This window comes from Streptomyces sp. NPDC007863 (assembly GCF_040633895.1).
GTDB lineage: Bacteria > Actinomycetota > Actinomycetes > Streptomycetales > Streptomycetaceae > Streptomyces.
On the sequence record NZ_JBEYEI010000001.1, the window covers coordinates 172,633 to 196,855 of the forward strand.

Sequence of the window (24,223 nt, forward strand, 5' to 3'; positions counted from 1 at the left end):
GCGCGTCCGCACGGCCGGGAGGCCGCCCCCGCCCCGTACCTCACCAGGGAGGAACGAGCAGTGCGTCTCGTCCTGCGCAACCTGGGGTTCTATCTCCTCGCCTTCTGGGCCTCCGTCACCCTGAACTTCCTGCTGCCGCGCCTCATGCCCGGAGACCCCGTCTCCCGCATGTTCGCCCAGGCCCAGGGGACGATGGGGCCCGAGCAGATAGCCCAGCTCCACAAACTCTTCGGTCTCGACGAACGGCCCCTGTGGCGCCAGTACGCCGACTACCTCCACCAGGTCTCCACCGGCGACCTCGGCATCTCGATCTCCCGCTTCCCGACCCCCGTCTCCGAGGTCATCGGCTCCCAGATCGGCTGGACCCTCCTCCTCGGCGGCACCGCCCTCGTGGTCGCCGCGGTCGTCGGCAACCTCCTCGGGGTGCTGGCCGCCTGGCGGCGCGGCGGGATCCTCGACTCCGCCTTCCCGCCGCTGCTGATCTTCGTGGGCTCGTTCCCGTACTTCTGGCTGGCGATGGGCGCCCTGTACCTCTTCGGCGTCACCCTCGGCTGGTTCCCGCTGCGGCACGCGTACGACGCCGGGCTCGTCCCCGGCCTCGACGCCGCCTTCCTCGGCAACGTCGCCACCCACCTCGTGCTGCCCGCCCTCACCATCGTGCTGGTCTCCGTCGGCGGCTGGATGCTCGGCATGCGCAACACGATGATCGCCACCACCGCCGAGGACTACATCACCATGGCCGAGGCGAAGGGGCTCCGCCCCTCCCGGATCATGTTCCGGTACGCGGCCCGCAACGCGCTCCTGCCCTCCGTCACCAACTTCGGCATGGCGCTCGGCTTCATGGTCGGCGGCGCCCTCCTCACCGAGGTCGTCTTCGCCTACCCCGGTATCGGCTACCAGCTCCTCAACTCCGTACAGGCCCTCGACTACCCGCTGATGCAGGGCATCTTCCTCACCATCACCGCGGCCGTCCTGCTCGCCAACTTCGTCGTCGACCTCGTCCACGTCCGCCTCGACCCGCGCGTCCGCGTCCGCTGAGGAAGGAGCCGCCACCATGTCCGTCCTCGCCACCCGGGACGCCGCCGTGCCCACCGCGCCCACCGACGCCCCGGCGCCCGCCCGCCGGCCCGCCCGCCGGGGCCTGCTCCGCCGGGTCCTCGACGACCGCAAGGCCCGCACCGGGCTCGTCCTCCTCGCCGCCTTCGCCCTCCTCGGGCTGCTCGCCCCCGTCCTCGCCCCCGGCGACCCCTCGCTCATCGGCGACTCCGGCGCCACCCCGCCCTCCGCCGGCCACTGGCTCGGCACCACCGCCAAGGGGCAGGACGTCCTCGCCCTCACCCTGTGGGGCACCCGCACGTCGATGCTGGTCGGCTTCACCGTGGGGCTCGCCGCCACCCTCGTCGCCCTCCTCGTCGGCCTGGCCTCCGCCTACCTCGGCCGGCTCGTCGACGACCTCCTCACCCTCGTCACCAACGTCTTCCTGCTGCTGCCCGGGCTGCCGCTGCTCGTCATCCTCGCGGCCTTCCTGCCGCCCGGCACGACCACCGTCGTCCTCGTCCTCACCGTCACCGGCTGGGCCGGCTCCGCCCGGGTGCTGCGCGCCCAGGCCGCCTCCATCCGCGGCAAGGACTTCGTGGCCGCCGCCGTCGTCACCGGCGAACGCCCGCTGCGGATCATGTTCCGGGAGATCCTCCCCAACATGGCCTCCGTGGTGATGACCACCGTCCTCGGCTGCGTCATCTTCGGCATCGGCGCCCAGGCCGGCCTCGAATTCCTCGGCCTCGGCGACTCCTCGGTCGTCAGCTGGGGCACCAACCTCTACTGGGCCGGCAACGACGGCGCCCTCATGACCGGCGCCTGGTGGGCCTTCGTCCCCTCCGGCCTCTGCATCGCCCTCGTCGCCTTCGCCCTCGCCCTCGTCAACTACGCCGTCGACGAGATCACCAACCCGCGCCTGCGGTCCCGGCGCCGGTCCCGCCGGAAGGAGCGGAAGTGAACGTCCTCGACGTCCAGAACCTGCGGGTCGAGTACCGGAGCGAGGGCCGTACCGTCGTCGGCGCCGACGACGTCTCCTTCACCATCGGCCCCGGCGAGGTCTTCGGCCTCGCCGGAGAGTCCGGCTGTGGCAAGTCCACCCTCGCCAACGCCGTCATGCGGCTCCTCAGGGAACCCGCCGAGATCACCGCCGGCCGCGTCCTCTTCCAGGGCCGCGACGTCCTCGCCCTGGACGAGCGCGAGCTGCGCGCCTTCCGCTGGCGCGAGATCGCCATGGTCTTCCAGTCCGCGATGAACTCCCTCAACCCCGTCCTCACCGTCGGCGAACAGATCGCCGACGTCTTCACCACCCACGAGAAGCTGCGGAAGAAGGCCGCCCTCGACCGCGCCGGCGAACTCCTCGGCCTCGTCGGCATCGACCCCGGCCGGCTGCGCGCCTACCCGCACCAGCTCTCCGGCGGCATGCGCCAGCGCGTCGTCATCGCCATGGCCGTCGCCCTGCGCCCCAAGCTCCTCATCATGGACGAGCCGACGACCGCCCTCGACGTCGTCGTGCAGCAGGAGATCATGGCCCAGATCGCCGAACTCCAGCGCGAGCTCGGCTTCTCCGTCCTCTTCATCACCCACGACATGTCCCTCATGGTCGAGATGTCGCACCGCATGGGCGTCATGTACGGCGGCCGGATCGTCGAACTCGCCCCCGCCCGCGACCTCTTCGCCCACCCCCGGCACCCCTACACCGAGGCGCTGATGCGCGCCTTCCCGCCGCTCACCGGCCCCCGCGCCACCCTCACCGGCCTCTTCGACGCCCCGCGCACCGCCGACAGCTGCGGCTTCCACCTCACCTGCCCCGCCGACCGCTCCGACTGCTCCGGGAACATCCCGGACCTGCGCGAGCTCGCCCCCGGCCACTGGGCAGCCCTCACCGAAGGCGCCACCGCATGACACTCCTCCGGATCCGGGGCCTCACCAAGGACTTCCAGGTCGGCTCCGTCTTCTCCCGCCGCCGCGTCCGCGCCGTCGCCGGCGTCGACCTCGACCTCGACAAGGGCCGCATCACCGCGCTCGTCGGCGAGTCCGGCAGCGGCAAGTCCACCATCGCCCGCTGCGTCGCCCGCCTCGAACGGCCCACCGCCGGCCGGCTCCTCCTCGACGGCGAGGACGTCCTGCGCACCGAACCCCGGCGGGCGAGCCGGGCCTACCGGGGCTCCGTCCAGATGGTCTTCCAGGACCCCTTCGGCTCCCTCAACCCCGTCCACCGCGTCGACCACTTCCTCACCCGCGCCCTCGTCCTCCACGGCCACCCCGCCGACCGGGGCCGGCTCGCCGAGCTGATGGCCGAGGTCGGCCTCCCCGCCGACCACCTCGACGCCCACCCGCACGAACTCTCCGGCGGCCAGCGCCAGCGGGTCGCCATCGCCCGCGCGCTCGCCGTCGGCCCGCGCGTCCTCCTCGCCGACGAACCCACCTCGATGCTCGACGTCTCCGTCCGCGTCGGCGTCCTCAACCTGATGCGCCGGCTCCGCGACGAACGCGAGCTGTCCATGCTGTACATCACCCACGACCTGGGCTCCGCGCGCTACCTCGCCGACACCACCGCCGTCATGTTCGCCGGCGAACTCGTCGAGGGCGGCGACGCGCTCGCCGTCATGGACGCCCCCGCCCACCCCTACACCCGGCTGCTGCTCTCCGCCGTCCCCGACCCCGACCGGCGCACCGGCTACGACAAGGCCGAACGCGCCCGCCTGCGGGCCGCCGTGCTCGACCCCGCGTCCTGCCCGTACGACGACGGAACCTGCAGCGCCACCACCCCCGTACGCCACGTCGTCGGCGAGGACGCGGGACAGCCGCACTGGGTGCGCTGCCACCTCTACGCCCCCGCCCGCGAACTCGCCCACCGCGTCCTGACGGGCACGGACACCCCGGAAGCCGAGACCACCGCCGCATGACCCACGACCTGATCACCGCGCCGCAGCCGCTCGCGGAGGACCTCGCCGAGCGCGCCTTCCGCGACCCGCACCGCCCCCGCTACCACTTCACCGCGCCCGGCGGCTGGCTCAACGACCCCAACGGGCTCACCCACCGGGACGGCGTCTACCACCTCTTCTACCAGTACAACCCGCTCGCCCCCGCCCACCACCGCATCCACTGGGGCCACGCCACCTCCACCGACCTCGTCACCTGGACCGACGAGCCCGTCGCCCTCGTCCCCGGCACCACGGGGCCCGACCGCGACGGCTGCTGGTCAGGCGTCCTCGTCGACGACGGCGGCGTCCCCACCCTCGTCTACTCGGGCCGCCACGGCGACCGCGAACTGCCCTGCGTCGCCACCGGCACCCCCGACCTCCGCCACTGGACCAAGGACCCCGGCAACCCGGTGATCGCCGCCCCGCCGGAGGGCCTCGACCTCACCGCCTACCGCGACCACTGCGTCTGGAAGGAGGACGGCCGCTGGCGCCAGCTCATCGGCGCCGGCCTCCGCGGGCAGGGCGGCACCGCCCTCCTGTACGACTCCGAGGACCTGCGCAGCTGGCGGTACGTCGGCCCCCTCCTCACCGGCGACGCGGGCACCGGCCGCTCCGGCGACCCCGACTGGACCGGCACCATGTGGGAGTGCGTCGACCTCTTCCGCGTGGAGGACACGGACGTCCTCGCCTTCTCCGCCTGGGACGAGGGCACCACCCACCACCCGCTGTACTGGACCGGACGGTACGAGGGCGACCGCTTCACCCCCACCGCCCTGCACCGGCTCGACTACGGGCAGAACCACTTCTACGCCCCCCAGTCGGCCCGCGACGCCGCCGGCCGCCGCATCCTCTTCGGCTGGCTCCAGGAGGGCCGGGGCGAGGACGCCACCGCCCGCGCCGGCTGGTCGGGCGTCATGTCCCTGCCCCGCCTCGTCACCCTCGGCGCCGACGGCGCCCTCCACCAGACCCCCGTCCCCGAACTGGCCCGGCTCCGCCGCGACCACGTCGCCCTCGGCCCCTTCACGCCGGGCCCCGGACCCGAGCCTGCCCTGGACGCGATCCGCGGCGACCAGCTCGACCTGGAGGCCACCCTGCGCCTCGCCCCGGGCGCGGTCGTACGCCTCGGGGTCCGGGAGACCCCCGACGGCGCCGAACGGACCGTCGTCGAACTCGCCCGGGAGACCACCGCCCCGAACGCCACCCTGCGGCTGCGCCGCGAGGCGAGCAGCCTCGACCCGGACACCGACACCACCCCCCGCTCCGGCGAGGTGCCCCTCGCCGCGGACGGCACCGTCGAACTCCGCGTCCTCGTCGACCACTCGGCCCTGGAGGTCTTCGCCGGCGGCCGCGCCCTCGCCTCCCGCGTCTACCCGACCCGCCCCGACGAGGCCGTCGGCGTCTCCCTGACCGCCTCCGGCGAGGCCCGCGTCCACCGCCTGGACGCCTGGCACATGGCCCCGGTCTTCACCGCGCCCCGCGCCCTCTGGCCCTGACGGGCCCCACCCCGGGAGCACGCGGCCGCCCGTGCCGCGCGCTCCCCGTCCTGTCGTCCTCACGCGCCACCCACCGCCGAGGAGGCCCCCCCATGAACCCCGCCCCTTCCCCCGCCACCCCCTCCCGGCGGGCCGTGCTCGCCGCCGGGACGCTCGCCGCGCTGCCGCTCGCCCTGACCGCCGCCCCCGCCGCCCGGGCCGTGCCGCCGGCCCGCCGCAAGCGGGCCGCGCCCGCCGGCGCCGTGACCTCGCCCGTACCCGATCCCCTTCCGTACCGGGGGAGTTGGCAGCGCACGGCCGACGGAGGGCAGCGGGCCGCGGCCCCGGCCGGAGCGGCCGCGCTCGCCGTCACCGAACACCGGACCGGCGCCCGCGCCGGCCTCGCCGTCCGCGTCACCGCCGACCCGGCCACGCCGGACGCCCGCGGCGGACTCGTCCTGCGGGCCGCCGCCGACGGCTCCACCGGATACGCCGTCACCCTGGAACCCGCCCACGGCCGGGTCCGCCTCCTGGACCTGGCCGACGGGACCGTCCTCGCCACCGGCGCCACCGGCCCGGGCGAACTCCTGGAAGTCACCACCGACGGGCCCGTCCTCACCGTCCACGTCGACGGCCGGACCGCCCTGGCGACGACCGACCACCGGCACCGCGCCGGGCACACCGGCCTGTACGCCGACTCCGGCACCGTACGGTTCGGCCCGCCCCGGTCCTGGACCGTCACCACCGACCTCACCGGCTGGACCGGCGACCCCGGCTGGACGCCCACCCCGCTCGGCCTCGCCGCCGACGCCCCCGCCGGCACCAACATCCGCGCCCTCGCCTCCGAGGAGGCCTACGACACCTCCCTCCAGGCCGACCTCGTCGTCCACGACCCGTACGCCGTCGCCGCCCTCCTCGTCCGCGCCGACGCCACCGGCAGCCGCGGCTACGCCGCCGAAGTCGACCCGAACCAGGGGAGGTTGCGCCTCTACCGCGTCGACGGGAACGTCACCCTCGCCACCCACGCCGTCCCGGTCATGCCCGGCACCGTCCACCGGCTCCGCGTCGAGGCCGAGGGCCGCCGGCTGCGCGTCCACTGGCAGAGCGACTTCCTCCGCCCCGACGGCTACGCCCCCGTCATCGACACGGAGGACCCGGCGCCCGACCCCCACCTCTCCGGCCGGCACGGCCTGGTGGCCTACAACGGCCGGGTGTCCTACGAGAACGTCACCGCTCCCTCCGCCGGTGAACTCCCGCATGGTGCAACGGAGTCGGGCACCTGGACCCGTGACCTCGCGGGCCTCCGCGGCCACGACGGCGTCCGCACCGCCCCCGCCCCCGTCGGACCCGGCCTCGTCGTCTCCGCCGACGTCCGCCTCGCCGGCGCCCGCGCCGCCGGCCTCCTCGTCCGCGGCCACGCCGTCCTCCTCGACCGTCCGGCGGGCGCCGTCCGGCTCCTCGACCACGCCCGCGGCACCCTCCTCGCCGCCGCCCCGCCGCCGATCAGGCCACTGCGGGACGGGGACCTCGTACGCCTCGAAGTCCACCTCCTGGACGGGCAGTTCACGGTGTACGCCGACGGGGTGCGGGTCCTCGCCGCCCCGGCCGTCACCGACGCCGCCACCGTGGGTCTCGTCGCCGACGGCGGCACCGCGTACTTCCGGGAGGTGTACGCGGGCGACGTCCGCGACCACTTCACGGAGCCCTACCGGCCCTCCTACCACCACGCGAAGCGCGCCGGCTCCGCCTGCGACCCCAACGGCCTCGTGTGGTTCGACGGCGAGTACCACCTCTTCCACCAGGACCAGGGACAGTGGGCGCACGCCGTCTCCACCGACCTGCTGCGCTGGCGGGCGCTGCCGCTCGCCCTGGAGTGGAACGCGTACGGCCACTGCTGGTCCGGCTCGGCCGTCGCCGACCTCCACGACGCCTCCGGGCTCTTCGGCGGCGGCTCCGGCCTGATCGCCTACTACACGAGCTTCCACCCCGACAGGATCGGCGGGAACCAGTCCGTGCGGGCCGCCTACAGCACCGACCGGGGCCGCTCCTGGCAGCCGTACGGCGGCCCCGAACCCCTCGTCGGCAACCCCGGCGGACCCGACGGCGGCTGGGACTTCCGCGACCCGAAGGTGCTCCGCGACGAGGCCCGCGACCAGTGGGTGATGGTCGTCTCCGGCGGCGACCACGTCCGCTTCCTCACCTCCCGCGACCTCCTCCACTGGACCCACGTCAGCTCCTTCGGCTACGGCCCCTGGGTCACCGGCGGCGTCTGGGAGTGCCCCGACCTCTTCCCGCTGCCCGTCGACGGCGAACCCGCCCGCACCGCCTGGGTCCTCACGCTCTCCACGGGTGCCGTCCGCGCCACCGACGGCTCCGCCGCCGTCCACCTCACCGGCACCTGGGACGGCACCTCCTTCACGCCCGACCAGGCACCCGGCGGCTGGCTGCGCACCGACCACGGACGCGACTTCTACGCGGCCATCACCTACGACAACACCCCCGACGCGCGCCGGATATGGCTCGGCTGGACCACCAACTGGGACTACCCCTTCAGCCCACCCACCGGCCGCTGGCAGGGCCAGCACAGCATCCCCCGGGAACTCACCCTCGCCTCCGGACCCGCCGGCCATCCCGTGCTGCGGCAGCGGCCCGTCGCCGAACTCGCCGCCCTGCGCACCGGATCCACCGTCCGCACCGGCCTCACCGCGGGACCGGGACTCCCCGACCCCTGCGCGGGCCTCACCGGGACCGCGTACGAGATCGAGGCCGAACTCGCCTTCCCCGCCACCGGATCCGCCACCGACTGCGCCTTCCTGCTGCGCGCGAAGGACGGGCGGGCCGTCCGCGTCGGATACGACCCAGGACGCGGCCGCCTGTACGTCGACCGCGCCGACTCCGGGCGCACCGACTTCACCCGCTGGTTCGCCGGCCGCTCCGAGGCGCCCCTCGCCGCCGTGCCCACCGGGGACGGCGGGCGTGCCGTGCGGCTGCGGATCCTCGTCGACTCCTCTTCCGTGGAGGTCTTCGGCGGCGACGGCGAGGCCGTCCTCACGAGCCTGGTGCTGCCGGACCCGGACGCGGACGGGCTCTCCTTCATCGCCGAGGGCGGCACCGTCCGGATCGTCACCCTCGCCCATCACGCCCTCGCCTCCACCGTCCGGCTCGGCGGCGCCCCCGGGCGCGCCCTGCCCGCCGCACCGCCGGAGGGGGAGTTCCGCACCGACCTCGGCACCCCCACCGTGCTGCCCGCCGGCCGCTGGGAGCCCACCGGAGCCGGCCTGACCTGCGTCTTCGACCGGGACAGCGACGCCCTCTCCACCCGCCGCTTCGCCGACCTGGAACTCACCACGCTGCTGCGGCTCGGCGGCGCCGACGGGGTGCGCGGGGCCGCGTCCCTGCTCTGGCGGGCCTCCGCGGACGGCGCCGACGGGTACCTCCTCAACGTCGACCCCGACCTGCGGGCCGTCCGCCTGGCCGTCCGGCGCGCCGGCGCCTTCGACGACGCGGACGTCCTCGCCCGGGTCCCGCTGCTCGTGCGGCACGGCGTCACGTACCACCTGCGGATCGTCCACCAGGGCACCCGGATCCAGATCTTCCTCGACGGGCACGGGATCATCGACCTGACCGACCCCGACGCCACGTACGCCTCCGGGCACGTCGGCCTGAACGTCTTCGGCGGCCGGGCAGGCCACCAGGACACCTACGCCAAGGAGCTGTGAGACCCGATGTCCTTCCTGGTGATCGGCGAGTGCGTCGCCGACATCGTCCGCGACCCCGGCGCCGCCGACGTCGTCCACCCCGGCGGCAGCCCCGCCAACGTCGCCTACGGCCTCGCCCGGCTCGGTCGCGCCACCACCCTGCTCACCCAGCTCGCCGACGACCCCTCCGGGCGGCTCATCGCCGCGCACCTCACCGGCGCCGGGGTGCGGCTCGCCCTCGGCGGCGCCCCCGCACGCACCCCGTCGGCCGTCGTCTCCCTCGACGGACGCGGGCAGGCGACGTACGCCTTCGACATCGCCTGGACCCTCGGCGCCCAGGAGCCGCCGGCGACCCCGGAGCCGGTGCGTCACGTGCACCTCGGCTCGATCGCGGCCGTCACCGACCCCGGCGCCGCCACGGTGCTCGCCCTGACCGGACGGCTCCGGCCCACCGCCACCGTCAGCTACGACCCGAACGTGCGGCCCGCCCTGATGGGGGAGCACGGGGCCGCTGTGGCCCGGGTCGAGCGGTGCGTCGCCCTCGCCGACGTGGTGAAGGCGAGCGACGAGGACCTGGCCTGGCTCCACCCGGGCGAACCGCCGGAGACCGTGGCCGCGCGGTGGCTGGGGCTGGGGCCGTCCGTCGTCCTCGTCACCCGGGGCGGGGACGGGGCGCTGGCCGTGACGCGGGAGCACACGGTGGCCGCCACGGCGCCGCCCGTCTCCGTCGTCGACACGGTCGGAGCGGGCGACTCCTTCATGTCGGCCGTCCTCGACGCCCTCGCCGGCCGCGACCGGGCCGCGCTCGCCGCGCTCGGCCCCGGCGACCTCGCCGGGCTGCTGGCCCGGGCCGGCGCCGCGGCGGCCGTCACCGTCTCCCGGGCCGGCGCCCAGCCGCCCGACCGGGCGGAACTGGACGCGGCGCTCGCCGGACGGTGACCGCGGCCGTCGGGGCGCCCGCCGCGGCCACGGCGACCGTCACGTGCGGGCGTGGCTCGTGATGTCCTCCGCGAACCGCTCGACGAGCTCCGGCGTCACCGTCGGGCGGGCGGCGGCGATCGCCGCCAGGTAGTCCGCCGTGCTCGCGCCCGGCGCCGCGGCGTCGGCGCCCCGGCCGCCGGCCGCGACGAGGTCCCGCTCGAAGGAGGACTGCGCCGCCACCCGGGCCGCGTGCTCGATGTCCGCCGGGGTGAACAGATCGCTGGCGAGGACCAGTTCGTCGACGTCCACCTCCGGGCGGCCGTCCGTGTAGCGGGACCAGATGGCCGCGCGGGCGGCCTTGTCCGGCGTACCGATCGGGATCAGGTAGTCGAAGCGGCCGGGCCGCAGGAAGGCGGGGTCGAGGGAGCGGACCGAGTTGGTCGCGCACACCAGGAGCCGCTCGTCGCCCTCCCGGAACCCCGGGATCAGCTTGAGCAGTTCGTTCGTGACCCCGTGCAGCCCGCCCGGCTGCGCCGGCTCGGTGCGCACCGGGGCGATCTCCTCGACCTCGTCGATGAAGACGAGGACCCGGTCGAGCTCCGCGATCCGCGCGAAGGCGGTGCGCAGCGCCGCCGCGAGGTTGCCGCCGTCGGCGAGCCGCGACGGCAGGATCTCCACGAACGGCCAGCCGAGCCGCGAGGCCACCGCGCGGGCGAAGGTCGTCTTGCCGGTGCCGGGCGGGCCGAAGAGGCAGATCGCCCGGGGCGGCCGGACCCCGTGCCGCGCGGCGCGCTCCGGTTCGGCCAGCGGCAGCACCACGCGTCGCTCGATCAGGTCCTTCTCCCGCTCCATGCCGGCCACCTTCGCCCACAGGTCGCCCGGCAGCAGCCGGCCGCCGAGGTCGTCGAGGAGCCCGGCGGCGGGCCCGTGCAGCGGCTCGGTCTTCTCGAAGTACGCGACCGCCGGCTGGCGCGTGTACCCGGCGTTGAGGAGCCCCTCGCCGAGCAGTTCCTCCTCGGGGAGCACGTACGCGATCCGCCCGACCCGGGCGGCGACCAGCTTCCGCTCCAGCTCCACCAGGAGGGCGCTGGCCAGGCCCCGGCCGCGCCAGCCGGAGGCGATCGCGACCCGCATCACCCAGGCGCGCTCCCCGGAGACGCAGGCGAGCGCGGCTCCGATGGGCACGCCCTGGTGGACGGCGACGACCGCCGGCTGCCGGGAGGTGAGCGCGCCGATGCACTCGGCGAGCGAGAAGACGGACTCCTGGCCCAGTTCGGCCGTGGTGTCGATCAGATGGACGACGGCGGCGAGATCGTTCTCGCGGTAGTCGTGGATGTGCCAGTTCACCGGTGGTACCGCCCCTCGTGTGCTCGTTGCGGCGAGGCTAGGCGGGGGCGGTGCGGCGGGGCGTGCGCCATCCTGCACAAGGCGTGGCACGGAAACGCGCCGCTTCGTCACTGGGCGGAGCGGCGCGGACACGCGTACGGCGGCGTTCCCGGGGGGAGCGCCGCCGTGGGACGGGAGAGGGCTGTCTCACGTCCTGCGCTTGCTCATCAGCAGTCCGCCCGCGGTGAGGGCGAACAGACAGACGCACGCGCCGGCGATGACGTTGCTCAGGATCATGCCGGTGTCGGGGTTCCGGGTGACGACCCACGGGGCGACGATCGTCCAGGCGCCGAGCAGCAGGACCACGAAGTTCAGGTCCTGGGAACGCTCGGGGGCCATCGACGTGCACAGGCCGAGGACCGCGAGCGCGATGCCGACGACCAGGTTGGTGATGGCCAGCTCCGGCCTGGCGGCCGCGAAGTGGACCGTGTACGCGGAGACCGCGATCCAGACGCCGGCGAGGATGATGAGCTCCTCGACGGCCGCCACCCCTCTGGTCTGCATGATCTGTGCGTAGCGTGCGCGCATCTCCGTCGCGTCGGGGTGTCCCGCGATGTCACCGGGACGGTGAGAGACGTCGGCCATGTGACTCGCCTCCTTGCTTGGCGTGCTGCGTGTCGGATCGCGCTCGCGGCACGGATGCCGCAGTCCCATTGTGCTCTTATATGTTCCTTATGTGAAGCGGGAACGAGAGCGGCGGACCGGCGCGGCGTACGCTGGGAGAGGACTCGGGGCACCCGCTCACCGCCGGGAGGCGGAGAAGATGACCGGCATCACGCGAAGAAGTTTCGACAAGGCGGACGAGACCCGTCCCTTCGAGGGCGACAAGGGCAGGCTCGATCTGATCACCACGGAGGACGGTTCCGTCGGACGGGCCGTGTTCGAGCCCGGCTGGCGGTGGTCCGAGCACGTGAAACCGATCGCCGGGACGGACAGTTGCCTGTCGGCGCACATCGGCTACGTGGTCAGCGGACGGATCCACGTCGTCATGGACGACGGCGAGGAGGACGACTTCGGCCCCGGCGACTTCATGGTGGTCACCCCCGGGCACGACGCCTGGGTCGTCGGCGACGAACCCTGCGTGGCGCTGGACTGGAACGGCTTCACCGACTACGCCAAGCGCTCCTGACCCCTCCTGACACCCCTCGACCCGGACCTCTCCCGGTGGTTGGGCACGGGACGGCGGGGACGGCCGCGAGCGGCGGCCGTCCCCGCCGGCCGCTCAGGCGGCCGGCCCGGCCGGCTCAGCCCGGCCGGGCGGCGAGGGCGTCCAGGGTCTCGTCCAGGGTCGTCGCCGCCATGATCAGCGACAGATGGGTGAACGCCTGCGGGAAGTTGCCCAGTTGCTCGCCGCTCGGCCCGATCTCCTCGGCGAACAGGCCCACATGGTTGGCGTACGTGAGCATCTTCTCGAAGGCGAACCGTGCCTGCCGCACCCGCCCGGCCCGCGCCAGCGCGTCCACGTACAGGAAGGTGCAGAGGCTGAACGTGCCCTCGGCGCCCCGCAGTCCGTCCGGCGCGGCGCCGGGGTCGTAGCGGTGGACCAGATTGTCCCGGACGAGGCCGCGCTCGATCGCGTCCAGGGTGCTCAGCCACCGGGGGTCCGTCGGGTTGAGCAGCCCGGTCCGGGGGATGAGCAGCAGCGAGGCGTCCAGCACGTCCCCGCCGAAGTACTGCGTCAGCGCCCCGCGCCGCTCGCTCCACCCGCGCCGCATCACCTGCGCGAAGATCTCGTCCCGCGCCGCCCGCCAGGTGTCCAGGGCCGCCGGCCGGCCGAACTCCTCCGCGAGGCGCAGCCCCCGGTCGAAGGCCACCCAGGACATGACCCGGCTGAAGGTGAAGTCCTTCCGCCCGCCGCGCGTCTCCCAGATGCCCTCGTCGGGCGCGTCCCACGCGTCGGCGAGCCAGTCGAGCAGCCCCGACACCGCCCGCCACCCCTCGTACGTCGGCTGGATGTCCTGCCCGCCGCCCTGCGCCAGCGCGTACAGCGCCTCGCCGAAGATGTCGAGCTGGAGCTGGTCCGCCGCCGCGTTGCCCACCCGCACCGGGGCCGAGCCCCGGTACCCCTCGAACTCCGCCAGCACCTCCTCGGGCAGCGACGGGTCCCCGTCCACCCGGTACATGATCTGCAGGGGCCGCCCGCCCGCCGGGCCCGCCGACCGCTCGGCGACCCGCGCCGTCAGCCAGTCCGTGAACGCCGCCGCCTCCTCCGCGAAGCCGAGGTCGAGCAGGGCCCGTACGGCCAGCGAGCCGTCCCGCACCCAGGTGTAGCGGTAGTCCCAGTTCCGCTCGCCGCCCACCTGCTCCGGCAGCCCCAGCGTCGGCGCCGCGATCGGCGCGCCCGACGGCAGGTACGTCAGCAGCTTCAGGGTGATCGCCGAGCGGTGCACCATGTCGGGCCACCGCCCCCGGTACCGCGCGGTGCGCACCCACCGCTGCCAGAAGTCCACCGCGTCCCACAGCGCGGCCTCCGCCCCCCGCAGGTCCGGCAGCGGCGGCGGCGCCGCCTCGGGGCCGTCCACGGTGAAGGACGCCCCGGCGACCTGCCCCTCGGACAGCTCCAGGCGCCCGCGCACGTCGTACGGCCCGTCCCGCTCCAGCGGCACGTTCGTCTGGAGGAAGCCGGCCATCGCCGCCGAGCGGAAGGCCGCCGTGCGGCCGTCGATCCGCACGTCGTGCGGGGTCCGCCCGAAGCCGAACCGAGGCCGGCACTCCAGGGTGAACACGACGCTGCCCCGGGTGCACCGCATCGCCCGCATCAGGGTGTGCCGGTCCGTCGGCCGCCCGGTCCGGTCCGGCGGCATCCAGTCCATCAACTCGCCCACCCCGTCCGGGGACAGGAACCGGGTCACGAGGATCGCCGTGTCCGGGTAGTAGAGCTGCTTGACCGTCACGTCCGGCCCGTCCACCGAGAGCCGGAAGTACCCGCCCCGGTCGTGGTCCAGAAGCGCCGAGAACACCCCCGGAGAGTCGAACCGGGGCGCCGCGAACCAGTCCACGACGCCCTCGTCCGAGATGAGCGCGGCGGTCTGCAGATCCCCCACCAGGCCGTGCTCGGCGATGAGCGGATAGCGCTTCATCCCTCCACTATCCGTGATCACCCGCCGCCGCGCCCCGCCGACGGGATGCCGACGCCGCCCGAGGGGAGCACCATGGACGGTGGACGGAGAACGGGTACGGAGAGACGGACACAGCCGGCTCGGGGACTGCCTATCCGGACACGGCGAGGCCATGAACGCAACGCCCGCGGCCCAGAGGCGCCGCCCCGCCAAACAGAGCGGTCTCTATCGGCTCGGGCACTGGTGCGCCCGCCACTTCGTCATCGTGGTGGCCCTGTGGCTGGCCGCCCTGGTCGGACTCCAGATCACCGACCGCGCGGTCGGCGGCCAGTACTCCGACGACTTCGACCTCCCCGGCGTGCAGTCCGCGGACGGCCTGTCCGTCCTGGAGGCGCACGACCCGGCGGCCGGCGGCTACGGCGCCCAGATCGTCCTCAACGACCCGTCCAAGCCGCTCACCGAAGAGGCGTCCGCCGTGAACTCGACGGTCACCGCCCTGGAGAAGCTGCCGGACGTCATCGGCGCCCAGAACCCGCTGCCGCCGCCCGGCACCACACCGCCCCCGGCCTCCTCCACCACCCCGAACACGGGCCCGCTGTCCACCGACGGCAAGACCGCCTACATCACGGTCCGCTTCAGCGTGCCGCCGTCCACGCTCGGCGACGACTACCTGACCGGCGTCGACAGCGCCGTACAGCCGCTCCGGGACGCCGGGGTGACCGTCGAGTACGGCGGATCGCTCGGCGAACTCGCCCGGCCCGCCGCCGACGACCGCACCAGCGAGGCCATCGGCTTCGCCGTGGCCGTCGTGGTCCTCCTGATCGGCTTCGGCAGCGTCATCGGCGCCGTGATGCCGCTGGTCACCGCCCTCATCGGGGCGATCTGCGGGCTCGCCCTGCTCGGCCTGACGGCCGCCGCCTTCACCTTCGGCACCGTCTCGCCGACCCTGGCCACCATGATCGGCCTCGGGGTCGGCATCGACTACGCGCTGTTCCTGATCACCCGCCACCGGCAGAACCTCATGAACGGCCACGATCCCGCCGACTCCGCGGGCCTGGCGACCACCACCAGCGGCCGCGCCGTCCTCGTCTCCGGCTGCACGGTCGTCATCGCGCTGTCCGGCCTGTGGGTCTCCGGCGTCACCTTCATCGGGAAACTGGGCCTCGCGGCGGCCTTCACCGTCGTCACGGCCGTCCTCGCCGCCCTCACCCTCGTCCCCGCCATGCTCGGCCTCGTCGGCCGCCGCATCGACCGCTACCACGTGCGCCGACCGGTCGCCGAGACCGACGCCGAGCCCGGAGAGGAAGCGCACGGCACCTGGCACCGCTACGCCCAGCGGGTCGAGCGGCGCCCCTGGTACTTCCTCGTCGGGGGCGTCGTCAGCCTGCTGATCCTCGCCTTCCCGCTGTTCTTCATCCAGCTCGGCCACATCGGCGACGGAGCCGATCCGAAGTCCTTCACCGACCGCCGTGCCTACGACCTGATCTCCACCGCCTTCGGGCCCGGCGCCAACGGCCCCCTCACCGTCGTCGTCGACCAGTCCGCCGTGCCCTCCTCCGACCGGGCCGCGCTGGCGACCAGCCTCCAGAAGGCGCTCACCGGCGTGCCCGACGCCGCGTCCATCACCGCGCTGCAGCCCACCTCGGACGGCGACGTCCTCGTCGGCACCGCCTACTCGGTCGCCTCGCCGCAGGACGAACGGACCACCGACCTGACGAACCACCTCGTCGACGACGTCCTCCCCGGAGCCGTGGCCGGCACCGACGCGAAGACGTACGTCACCGGCACGACCGCCGCCCAGGTCGACTTCCTCGACCTCGTCTCCAGCCGGCTGCCGCTGATCATCGCCGTCGTCGTCGCGCTCGCCTTCCTGGTGATCCTCACCGTCTTCAGAGGCCTCCTCGTCGCCGTGAAGGCCGCCGTCCTCAACGTGCTCTCCATCGCCGCCTCCTACGGCGTGGTCGTCGCCGTCTTCCAGTGGGGCTGGGGCGGACCCGCGCTCGGCGTCTCCGGCAAGGTCCCGATCGAGAGCTACGTGCCGATGATGATGTTCGCGATCGTCTTCGGCCTCAGCATGGACTACGAGATCTTCCTGCTCTCCCGGGTCCGCGAGGCCTGGCTGCGCACCGGCGACGCGAAGGCGAGCGTCGCCCACGCCCTGGAGATCACCGCCCGGGTCATCACCTGCGCCGCCCTCATCATGGTGAGCGTCTTCGCCGCGTTCATCGTCTCCGACAACATCGTCGTCAAGATGCTCGGCCTGGGCCTCGCCGCCAGCGTCCTCATCGACGCGACCGTCGTGCGGCTGCTGCTCGTGCCCGCGGTGATGACCCTGCTCGGCAAGCACGCCTGGTGGATCCCGCGCCGGCTCGACCGGATCCTGCCCCACCTGGACACCGAGGGCGAGGAGGCGCTCAAGCGGGACGAGGCCGCCGCCGCGCCGCCCGCCCCCTGAAAACCCGGGCCCTCCGACGCCCGCGGCCGGGCAGAATGCGCCCATGATCCGGAACGACGCCCGCACACCCGTGCCCACCGCCGACGCCGACGAGCGCGCCACGCTCACGGCCATGCTGCAGTTCCAGCGGGACACCCTCGCGCTCAAATGCGCCGGGCTCACCCCCGAGCAGCTCAAGGAGCGCGCCGTGCCGCCCTCCGGGCTCTCCCTCCTCGGCCTGGTCCGGCACGCCGCCGAGGTCGAGCGCGGCTGGTTCCGCAACGTCCTCGCGGGGGAGGAGAGCCGCAGCCCCTGGACGCCGCCCGGGTCGACCGAATGGGCCGACTTCGACGTCGAACACGCCGACGCCGAGGCCGACTTCGGCGTCTGGCGCACCGAGTGCGCCCGCTCCCGCGCGATCGTCGACGCGGCCGGCTCCCTCGACGCCACCGGACGCCTGGGGGACGAGACGTACTCGGTCCGCTACGTCCTCGCCCACATGATCGAGGAGTACGCCCGGCACAACGGCCACGCGGACCTGCTCCGCGAGCGCATCGACGGCACGACGGGGGAGTGAACACGACCATGACGGACCGTCACCACCCCGACGTCGCCGCGGCGATCGCCGGCGAGCGACGCCTCCACGACCCCGCCGTCCGGCTCTCCCGGCCGCTCGCCGAGGCCCTCTTCGACCCGGAGTTCACCGAGGTCGGCGCCTCCGGGCGGCGCTGGACGTACGAGGAGATGCTCGCCGCCCTGCCCACACTGCACGGCGGCGAGGACGGACCGCCCATCGTCGCCGAGGCGTTCGCCGGCACGGTCCTCGCCCCCGGTCTCGTGCACCTCACCTACGAGACCGTCATCGACGGCCGCCGCGCCCGCCGCTCCTCCCTCTGGCGCCGTGGCGCCACCGGCACGCTCCGGCTCTACTACCACCAGGGCACCCCGGTCCCGGGCGTCCCGGCCCGGCCGTAGGCCGGGGCCGCCGGGTCCGCCGGGGCCGCCGGGTTTCCCGGATCACTCCGGGATCGCCCCCTGGCACCGCACCCCGCCGCGAGCCGATCCGGCCCGATCCGAAGGCAGGGCCTCAGGCGTCCGTGACGCAGTCCGCGGCGCAGCCGTGTTCGCGGAAGCCGCGGCGGAGCGCGGCCGCCGCGTGCCGCCGCTCGACGTGCTCGTGCCCGTACCGCTCGCGCACCAGCCGCTCCACGGCCTCGACGGTGACGATCGCCGGCTCGCCCTCGCCGGCGGCCCGGCGGGCGGCGGCGATCGCCTGGTCCGTGGCGCGCCTCAGGTCCCGGACGTACGCCCGGTGGGCCATCACGCCCGCCCGCCGGGCGGCGAACGGGCGGGTGGCGCGCCCCTTCCACACCAGGCCGGCCACCATCAGCCCGAGTCCGCCGCCGCCCACGATCAGGCCGGCCACGACGCCGCCGATGCTCCACTTCACGATCCGTCGACCCCCTCGTCGTCCGCAGGGGATCCTACGGCCGCGGGTCACGCCTGGACGAGGTCGCCGTGCCGGTGGACCACCCGCCACTCGCCGTCCTCGCGGCGGTACGTCTGGGTGGCGCGCAGCGTGTAGACGCGGGCCTCGCCGTCGACCTTGGCCGAGATGTGCTCGAAGCACGCGGTGTAGGCCATGTCGCCGACGACGTCGTGGCTGAGCACCTCGACGCGGTAGTCGACGCAGTCGGAGAAGCGCCGGGCGAGCGCCGTGAACAGCGTGTCCACGTCCTCCCGCCCGATGGCGTTGTACCAGGCCCCCAGCACGCTCACCGGCTCGCGGCGCGACCAGAGGGCGCTGCGCGGCACCGGGTCCCCGTCGTGCAGGGCCCGTTCGGCGGCCTGGAGGTCGGTCCCGACCCACGTCAGGAAGGTGTCCCGGTCGGTCATGGCTCCATCATGCCCCTGCGCCGCCAGGCCCCGCACCTTCTCGTTTACTCGTGTCAGTGACACGCGTCACCATTACCGTTCCAGCCATTGACGTCCCCGCCTCCGGGCCCCGAACCTGACGCGGTCACCCACCGCCGCCGCACCGGCCCGCGCACCTCCAGGAGTCGCCCGATGACCTCCACCGGCCCCCTCGTCAGCACCACCCGAGGCCCCGTGCGCGGTGAGCGACGCGCCGACGGCACGTACCGCTTCCTCGGGATCCCCTACGCCAAGCCGCCCGTCGGCGCGCTCCGGTTCGCCGCGCCCGAGCCGCCCGAGCCCTGGGCCGAGGCGCTGGACGCGACCGCCTACGGGCCGACGGCGCAGCGCCGCCCGTTCGCCGAGGTCACCACCATCCCCGAGCCCAGCGTCCCAGGCGCCGGCGTCCTCAACCTCAACGTCTTCACGCCGGACACCGCCCCCGCCGAGGGCCTCCCCGTGCTCGTGTGGATCCACGGCGGCGGATACGTCGCCGGTTCCGCCGCCAGCCCCTGGTACGACGGCGCCGCGTTCAACCGCGACGGCGTCGTCCTCGTCTCGCTCGGCTACCGGCTCGGCATCGAGGGCTTCCTGCGCCTGGAGGACGCGCCCGACAACCGCGGGGTCCGGGACTGGATCGCCGCCCTGGAATGGGTCCGTGACAACATCGCCTCCTTCGGCGGCGACCCCGCCAAGGTCACCGTCGCCGGCCAGTCCGCCGGTGGCGGCGCCGTCCTCACCCTCCTCGCCGTCCCCGCCGCCCGAGGCCTCTTCCGCGGCGCGCTCGCCGTCTCCGGCGCCGTCCTGCGCCCCGACGGCCCGGACGCCGCCCGCGCCGCCGCCCGCCTCTTCACCGCCCGCACCGGCCTGCCCACCACCGCCGAGGCCCTGCGCGACCTGGGCGACGACGAGCTCCTCGACCTCCAGGACCGGCTCGCCGAGGACGGACCCGACCGAGAGGGACTGCCGCCGATGCTGGCCCTCGCGCCCTTCGCGGACGGCGAGCTGATCCCCGTACCGCCCGCCGAGGCCCTCACCGCCGGTGACGCGGGCGCCGGCGTCCCGCTCATGCTGGGCTTCACCGCCGACGAGTTCTCGATGGTCCCCGCCCCGGAGGGCGTGCCGCTCCCCGTCCTCCTCGGCGCCCTCGGCCTCGACGAGGAGCGCGCGGCCGCGTTCGCCGCCGCCCACCCCGGTGTGCCGGAGCCGGCCCTCTTCGGGCAGGCCCTCACCGACGTCATGTTCCGGCGCCCGAACCTCGCCGTGGCCGACGCCCGCGCCGACCGCGAACGCCCCACCTGGCTCTACCAGTTCACCTGGCGCTCGCCTGCCCTCGGCCTCGCCCCGCACTGCCTGGACCTGCCGTTCGCCTTCGACCTCCTCGACGCCGAAGGCGTCCCCGAGGTCGCCGGCGCCACCCCGCCGCAGGCCCTCGCCGACGCCGTCCACCGCGCCTGGGTCGCCTTCGTCAAGGACCAGGACCCGGGCGCCGACTGGCCCCGCTACACCCCCGGCAGCCGCGCCACGATGCTCTGGGACGCCGAGAGCCGCGTCGCCGACGACCCGCTCGCCCCCGTCCGCGACGTCTGGCCGAGCTGACGGGTACGACCGCCGGAACGACCGCCGGTACGACCACCGGTACGACCGCCGGGGCGGGCCCGGTCAGCCCTCGAAGCCGACCGTCCCGTCCGGCAGGATCGCCTCCACCCGCGCCCCGTGCTCCACCGTGCGGCTCACCGTGCAGAACTTCTCGTGCGTGAGCCGCACCCCGCGCGCGAACACCTCCGCCGCCTTCGGGTTCGACTCCGGCAGCTCGACCTCGTAGCTCACCCGGATCCGCCCGATCCGCCCCTCGTCCTCGGGCGTCGACACCGACTCCACCACGATCCGCAGCCCGTCGTGCTCGACCGCCCGCGCCGTCCGGTCGATCACCAGCCCACCGCAGCCCGCCATCGCCGCGAGCAACAGCTCCACCGGCGTGAACGAGGGCTGCGCCCCCTCGTCGTCGGCGGCGGCCATCAGCACCTCCGCGCCCCGGTCGTTGCGGGCGGTCCACCGGCGGTATCCGGTGCGTTCGGTCTCGACGCGGTAGTCGGCCATGGGGTACTCCTCAGCTGCGTACGGACATCTGCCCCGTACGCTACGGCTCCCGGCCCGCCCTCCCCACCCGGCCGTGCCGGTACCGGACGCCCCACCCGCCCGCGGCCACGGGTCCGCGTCACCCGCCCCGCGGGGTGACGAGACCGGACTCGTAGGCGAGCACCACCAGTTGGGCCCGGTCCCGGACGCCGAGCTTCGTCATGGCCCGGTTGACGTGCGTCTTCGCGGTCAGCGGACTGATCACCATGAGGGCGGCGATCTCGTCGTTCGACAGCCCGCGCGCCACGAGGACGACGGCCTCGCGCTCCCGGCCGGTCAGCTCGTCGAGCCCGGGCGCACCCGCGGCGGCGACGGCCGGCGGCCGGGCGAGGCAGTGGTGGATGAGCCTGCGGGTGATCGAGGGCGCGAGGAGCGCGTCACCACGCGCCGCGACCCGCACGGCGTGCAGGAAGTCCTCCGGCAGCACGTCCTTGACGAGGAAACCGGCGGCACCGGCACGCAAGGCGTCCAGGACGTACTCGTCCAGACCGTAATTGGTGAGGATCACCACGTGCACCCCGGCGAGCGCCGGATCCCCGGCGATCCGCCGGGTCGTCTCGATCCCGTCGAGCACGGGCATCCGGACGTCGACCAGCGCCACGTCCGGAAGGTGCGTACGGACCAGGGCGAGCGCTTCCCGGCCGTCGGCGGCCTCGGCCACCACCTCGATGTCGTCCTCCAGATCGAGCAGGGCGCGGAAACCGCTGCGGATCAGCGGCTGGTCGTCGACGAGCAGCACCCGGATCACAGCGCCCGCTCCACCGGCAGCTCGGCCCGGACCGCGAATCCGCCCCCGGCGCGCGGACCGGCGGTCAGCAGGCCGCCGAGCGCGGTCACCCGCTCCCGCATGCCCAGCAGACCGAGCCCCGGCACCGGAGGCAGGGACGGGGTCGCCCGCCCGTCGTCCTCGACGCTGACGGTCAGGGTCTCCGGGCGGCAGTCGATCCGCACGCTCGCCGAGCCCGCGCCCGCGTGCCGGGCCACGTTGGTCAGCGACTCCTGGACGATCCGGTACACCGTCCGGTCCACCGCCGCCGGCACGTCCGCCGGCCGCCCCGCCACGCTCAACGTCGCCTCAAGCCCCCACACCCTGGCCCGCTCGACCAGCTCCGGCACGTCGTCGAGGCCGCGGGGCGGCGCGGTGTCGTCGTCGCGCAGCGCCTCCAGCGTCGCCCGCAGCTCCCGGCTCGCCTCCCGCCCCGCCTCCTGGATCGCGAGCAGCGCCGCGGGCACCTCCTCGCCCCGCCGCCGGGCCACATGGACGGCCACCTCCGACTGCACCTTGATCACCGAGATCTGGTGCGTGAGCGAGTCGTGCAACTCCCGGGCGATGCGCAGCCGTTCCTCGTCGGCCCGGCGCCGCGCCACCTCCTCCCGGGTCCGCTCCGCCTCGTCCGCCCGCCGCTCGGCCTGCCGCAGCGCCTCGCCCGCGGCGGCCGCGGCGACCAGCCAGGCGATCTCCAGCGCGCCCCGCGCCCGTGCGAACGCCTCGCCCGCGTCGGAGGGCCCCGACAGCAGCGCGGCCACCGGCAGCGCGGCCAGCATCAGCACGCTCGCCGCCGCCGTGACCCCGCGGTGCCCGGCCCGTACGGCCGCGTACACGGCGAACAGGAAGGCCACGACCGGCACGTCGAACCCGGCCGCCTGGTACCCGACCGCGCACGCCCCGGTGACCGCGAGCACCACCCGGGGCGCCCGCCGCCGCGCCGCCAGCGCGAGCCCGCCGACGGTCAGCAGGCCGTACCCGGCCACCGTGAGCGCGGGTCCCGGCCGGTCCCCGGAGGCCGCCGTGACCAGCAGCGCCGCCGTCACACCCGCCGCGACGGCCGCGTCACCGTACCGCCGCCGGACCCCCGCTCCCACTTCCGTCATGGGCGCACCCTAACCGGACCGGCGCGCGGGGGAGTCGGCCCCGGGGACGAGCCGCCGGCTACCACGGACGCGGTAGGCGAGCGCCGGCTACCACGGGCGCGGCAGGCGAAGTGTCCACGGCGGGCGGACGACCGGGGCGGGCCCCGGGAGGCAAGCTCGGGGCACCCGGACGTACGGCGAAGGGGCCGTACCGGGCAGGGCCGTGCCGTGCGGACCCGTACACACGTCAGCCCCACCCACCACCGCCGTACGAAGAAGAGGAGCCCTCCCATGAACGTCCGCCGCCTGCTCGTCACCGGCCCGGCCGCCCTGCTCGCGGTCGTCGCGACCGCCGCCTCCGCCTCCGCCGCCGCGTCCGCCCCCTCCCGGGCCCTCGCCGCCTCCGTCACCACCTTCGGCACGGGCCGCCTGGCCTCGTCCGCCGGCGCGGTGATCGGTCTGATCGGTCTGGCCGCCGCCTGGCGCGCCCTCACCCGTCCGACCGCCCGGCGCGGAGCGCTGCTCGCCCTGGTCGCAGGCCCGGTCGCCGTCGTCCTGGGCGCCGTGGTCGCGGCCACCGCCGACGGCGGGCTCGGCACCGGCAACGGCCTCGGCGGCGCCTACGTGGCCCTGCTCATCGGCCTCGCCGCGACGGCCCTGGGCGCCCGCGCCTCCGCCCGCGCCCGCCGCGCCGACTGACGGCACCCGCCGCCGCGCGGCTCTGAGTACGGCTCCCCCCATCCGCTGAGTACACCGGCGGATCCGCCCGCCGCCGCGGGCGGCTGCAATGGATCCATGAGCCTTCGCACCCCGCGCCGCCCCCGCCCGCTCCGCCGTGCCTCCGCCACCGGCACCGCCCTGGTGGTCGCGCTCGGTCCGGTCGTGGTGGGCGCGCTGCTCGCCCGTTCGGTGGGCGGCGATCCGATGGTGTCGGTGAACGCCCTCATCGCGGGCGGAGGCCAGCGGGCCCGGCTCTCCCGGCACCAGCTCCGCTCCTGCGGGGGCCGGATGAACGCCCGCCGCGTTCAGACCCTGCGCGGACTGCGGGCCAGGACGAAGCCCTGGGGCGAGGCCTCGGTCGCGTCCGGTTCCCGCACCGGCCGCGCCGACTCCACCAGGCCCGCCGCGGCCAGGAGCCGTACGATCCGCTCCGGGGCCCAGTGGTAGACGTCGAGATCGACCTCGTGGCCGTACGCCCGTCCAAGGCGGCGCCGCTCCCCGAGCAGCCGCCGCCAGCCGGCGGAGACCGTGGCGGAGGGGCGGCGGGTGGCGTCCGCGCGGCGGGCGGAGGCATCGGGGGAAGCGAGTGTCATGCCCGCCGTCCCACGCCGCCCCCACCGGGGGTCCGCCCATCGGGCCAAATCCGGCGGACCTGACTGAAAACGCC

The 24,223-nt window shown here is 74.9% G+C and carries 22 protein-coding genes; 14 read left to right on the forward strand and 8 right to left on the reverse strand.

What is annotated here, in order from left to right; translation table 11 throughout:
• The first annotated feature begins 60 nt into the window (after nucleotides 1-60).
• From ABZ621_RS00705 to ABZ621_RS00735, 7 genes are all read left to right on the forward strand, one after another.
• Nucleotides 61-1,038 (forward strand): ABC transporter permease, encoded by a 978-nt coding sequence (locus ABZ621_RS00705; RefSeq protein ID WP_360599202.1) that lies wholly within the window; start codon nucleotides 61-63, stop codon nucleotides 1,036-1,038.
• A gap of 16 nt (nucleotides 1,039-1,054) precedes the next feature.
• Complete coding sequence (locus ABZ621_RS00710) at nucleotides 1,055-1,996, forward strand: ABC transporter permease (RefSeq protein ID WP_360599204.1); 942 nt, start codon at nucleotides 1,055-1,057, stop codon at nucleotides 1,994-1,996.
• A complete protein-coding gene (locus ABZ621_RS00715; protein ID WP_360599206.1) occupies nucleotides 1,993-2,940 on the forward strand; it encodes an ABC transporter ATP-binding protein in 948 nt (315 codons plus the stop codon). The genes ABZ621_RS00710 and ABZ621_RS00715 overlap by 4 nt, the downstream gene beginning before the upstream one ends.
• On the forward strand, nucleotides 2,937-3,944 hold the full coding sequence (locus ABZ621_RS00720) for an ATP-binding cassette domain-containing protein (RefSeq protein ID WP_360599208.1): 1,008 nt from the start codon (nucleotides 2,937-2,939) through the stop codon (nucleotides 3,942-3,944). Before ABZ621_RS00715 ends, ABZ621_RS00720 begins: the two co-directional genes overlap by 4 nt.
• Entirely contained in the window at nucleotides 3,941-5,455 is a 1,515-nt protein-coding gene (locus ABZ621_RS00725; RefSeq protein ID WP_360599210.1) for a glycoside hydrolase family 32 protein, read from the forward strand. The genes ABZ621_RS00720 and ABZ621_RS00725 overlap by 4 nt, the downstream gene beginning before the upstream one ends.
• 92 nt (nucleotides 5,456-5,547) lie before the next feature.
• Nucleotides 5,548-9,153 carry a glycoside hydrolase family 32 protein gene (locus tag ABZ621_RS00730; RefSeq protein WP_360599212.1) on the forward strand — a complete coding sequence of 1,202 codons (3,606 nt, stop codon included), beginning with the start codon at nucleotides 5,548-5,550 and terminating at the stop codon, nucleotides 9,151-9,153.
• A gap of 6 nt (nucleotides 9,154-9,159) precedes the next feature.
• Nucleotides 9,160-10,071: a carbohydrate kinase gene (locus ABZ621_RS00735; RefSeq protein WP_360599214.1), complete on the forward strand. Its 912-nt coding sequence runs from the start codon at nucleotides 9,160-9,162 to the stop codon at nucleotides 10,069-10,071.
• A gap of 39 nt (nucleotides 10,072-10,110) precedes the next feature.
• Here the strand turns inward: ABZ621_RS00735 and ABZ621_RS00740 are convergent, their stop codons facing one another.
• Both ABZ621_RS00740 and ABZ621_RS00745 read right to left on the reverse strand, forming a co-directional pair.
• Complete coding sequence (locus ABZ621_RS00740; protein WP_360599216.1) at nucleotides 10,111-11,400, reverse strand: bifunctional GNAT family N-acetyltransferase/ATP-binding protein; 1,290 nt, start codon at nucleotides 11,398-11,400, stop codon at nucleotides 10,111-10,113.
• 186 nt (nucleotides 11,401-11,586) lie between these two features.
• On the reverse strand, nucleotides 11,587-12,024 hold the full coding sequence (locus ABZ621_RS00745) for an SPW repeat protein (protein ID WP_360599218.1): 438 nt from the start codon (nucleotides 12,022-12,024) through the stop codon (nucleotides 11,587-11,589).
• A 178-nt stretch (nucleotides 12,025-12,202) separates the two neighbouring features.
• Here ABZ621_RS00745 and ABZ621_RS00750 point away from each other — a divergent pair, with 178 nt between their 5' ends.
• A complete protein-coding gene (locus tag ABZ621_RS00750; protein ID WP_360599220.1) occupies nucleotides 12,203-12,568 on the forward strand; it encodes a cupin domain-containing protein in 366 nt (121 codons plus the stop codon).
• 115 nt (nucleotides 12,569-12,683) lie between these two features.
• Here ABZ621_RS00750 and ABZ621_RS00755 read toward each other — a convergent pair whose 3' ends face one another.
• Entirely contained in the window at nucleotides 12,684-14,519 is a 1,836-nt protein-coding gene (locus ABZ621_RS00755; RefSeq protein WP_360599222.1) for a glycoside hydrolase family 15 protein, read from the reverse strand.
• 151 nt (nucleotides 14,520-14,670) lie between these two features.
• Between ABZ621_RS00755 and ABZ621_RS00760 the strand changes: the two genes are divergently transcribed.
• From ABZ621_RS00760 to ABZ621_RS00770, 3 genes are read left to right on the forward strand one after another with little or no spacing between them, the layout of a single operon-like run.
• Nucleotides 14,671-16,953, forward strand: coding sequence for an MMPL family transporter (locus tag ABZ621_RS00760; RefSeq protein ID WP_360599224.1), 2,283 nt, complete (start codon nucleotides 14,671-14,673; stop codon nucleotides 16,951-16,953).
• A gap of 43 nt (nucleotides 16,954-16,996) precedes the next feature.
• Nucleotides 16,997-17,509 (forward strand): DinB family protein, encoded by a 513-nt coding sequence (locus ABZ621_RS00765; RefSeq protein ID WP_360599226.1) that lies wholly within the window; start codon nucleotides 16,997-16,999, stop codon nucleotides 17,507-17,509.
• Between the two features lie 8 nt (nucleotides 17,510-17,517).
• Nucleotides 17,518-17,907, forward strand: a complete 390-nt coding sequence (locus tag ABZ621_RS00770) for a nuclear transport factor 2 family protein (RefSeq protein ID WP_360599228.1) — start codon at nucleotides 17,518-17,520, stop codon at nucleotides 17,905-17,907.
• Nucleotides 17,908-18,019: 112 nt separating this feature from the next.
• On the opposite strand, the gene ABZ621_RS00775 is transcribed toward ABZ621_RS00770, so the two are convergent.
• Nucleotides 18,020-18,382 (reverse strand): hypothetical protein, encoded by a 363-nt coding sequence (locus tag ABZ621_RS00775; RefSeq protein ID WP_360599229.1) that lies wholly within the window; start codon nucleotides 18,380-18,382, stop codon nucleotides 18,020-18,022.
• A 47-nt stretch (nucleotides 18,383-18,429) separates the two neighbouring features.
• A complete protein-coding gene (locus ABZ621_RS00780; protein ID WP_360599231.1) occupies nucleotides 18,430-18,828 on the reverse strand; it encodes a nuclear transport factor 2 family protein in 399 nt (132 codons plus the stop codon).
• Nucleotides 18,829-18,999: 171 nt separating this feature from the next.
• Between ABZ621_RS00780 and ABZ621_RS00785 the strand changes: the two genes are divergently transcribed.
• Entirely contained in the window at nucleotides 19,000-20,445 is a 1,446-nt protein-coding gene (locus ABZ621_RS00785; protein WP_360599233.1) for a carboxylesterase family protein, read from the forward strand.
• Nucleotides 20,446-20,508: 63 nt separating this feature from the next.
• On the opposite strand, the gene ABZ621_RS00790 is transcribed toward ABZ621_RS00785, so the two are convergent.
• The 3 genes from ABZ621_RS00790 to ABZ621_RS00800 all read right to left on the reverse strand — a co-directional run bounded on the left by ABZ621_RS00790 (nucleotide 20,509) and on the right by ABZ621_RS00800 (nucleotide 22,857).
• Entirely contained in the window at nucleotides 20,509-20,946 is a 438-nt protein-coding gene (locus tag ABZ621_RS00790; protein ID WP_360599234.1) for an OsmC family protein, read from the reverse strand.
• Between the two features lie 118 nt (nucleotides 20,947-21,064).
• Nucleotides 21,065-21,733, reverse strand: a complete 669-nt coding sequence (locus ABZ621_RS00795; protein WP_360599236.1) for a response regulator transcription factor — start codon at nucleotides 21,731-21,733, stop codon at nucleotides 21,065-21,067.
• Entirely contained in the window at nucleotides 21,730-22,857 is a 1,128-nt protein-coding gene (locus ABZ621_RS00800) for a sensor histidine kinase (protein ID WP_360599238.1), read from the reverse strand. The genes ABZ621_RS00795 and ABZ621_RS00800 overlap by 4 nt, the downstream gene beginning before the upstream one ends.
• A 270-nt stretch (nucleotides 22,858-23,127) precedes the next feature.
• Here ABZ621_RS00800 and ABZ621_RS00805 point away from each other — a divergent pair, with 270 nt between their 5' ends.
• Entirely contained in the window at nucleotides 23,128-23,535 is a 408-nt protein-coding gene (locus ABZ621_RS00805; protein ID WP_360599240.1) for a DUF6223 family protein, read from the forward strand.
• Between the two features lie 96 nt (nucleotides 23,536-23,631).
• Entirely contained in the window at nucleotides 23,632-24,003 is a 372-nt protein-coding gene (locus ABZ621_RS00810) for a hypothetical protein (RefSeq protein ID WP_360599242.1), read from the forward strand.
• Nucleotides 24,004-24,223: the final 220 nt, after the last annotated feature.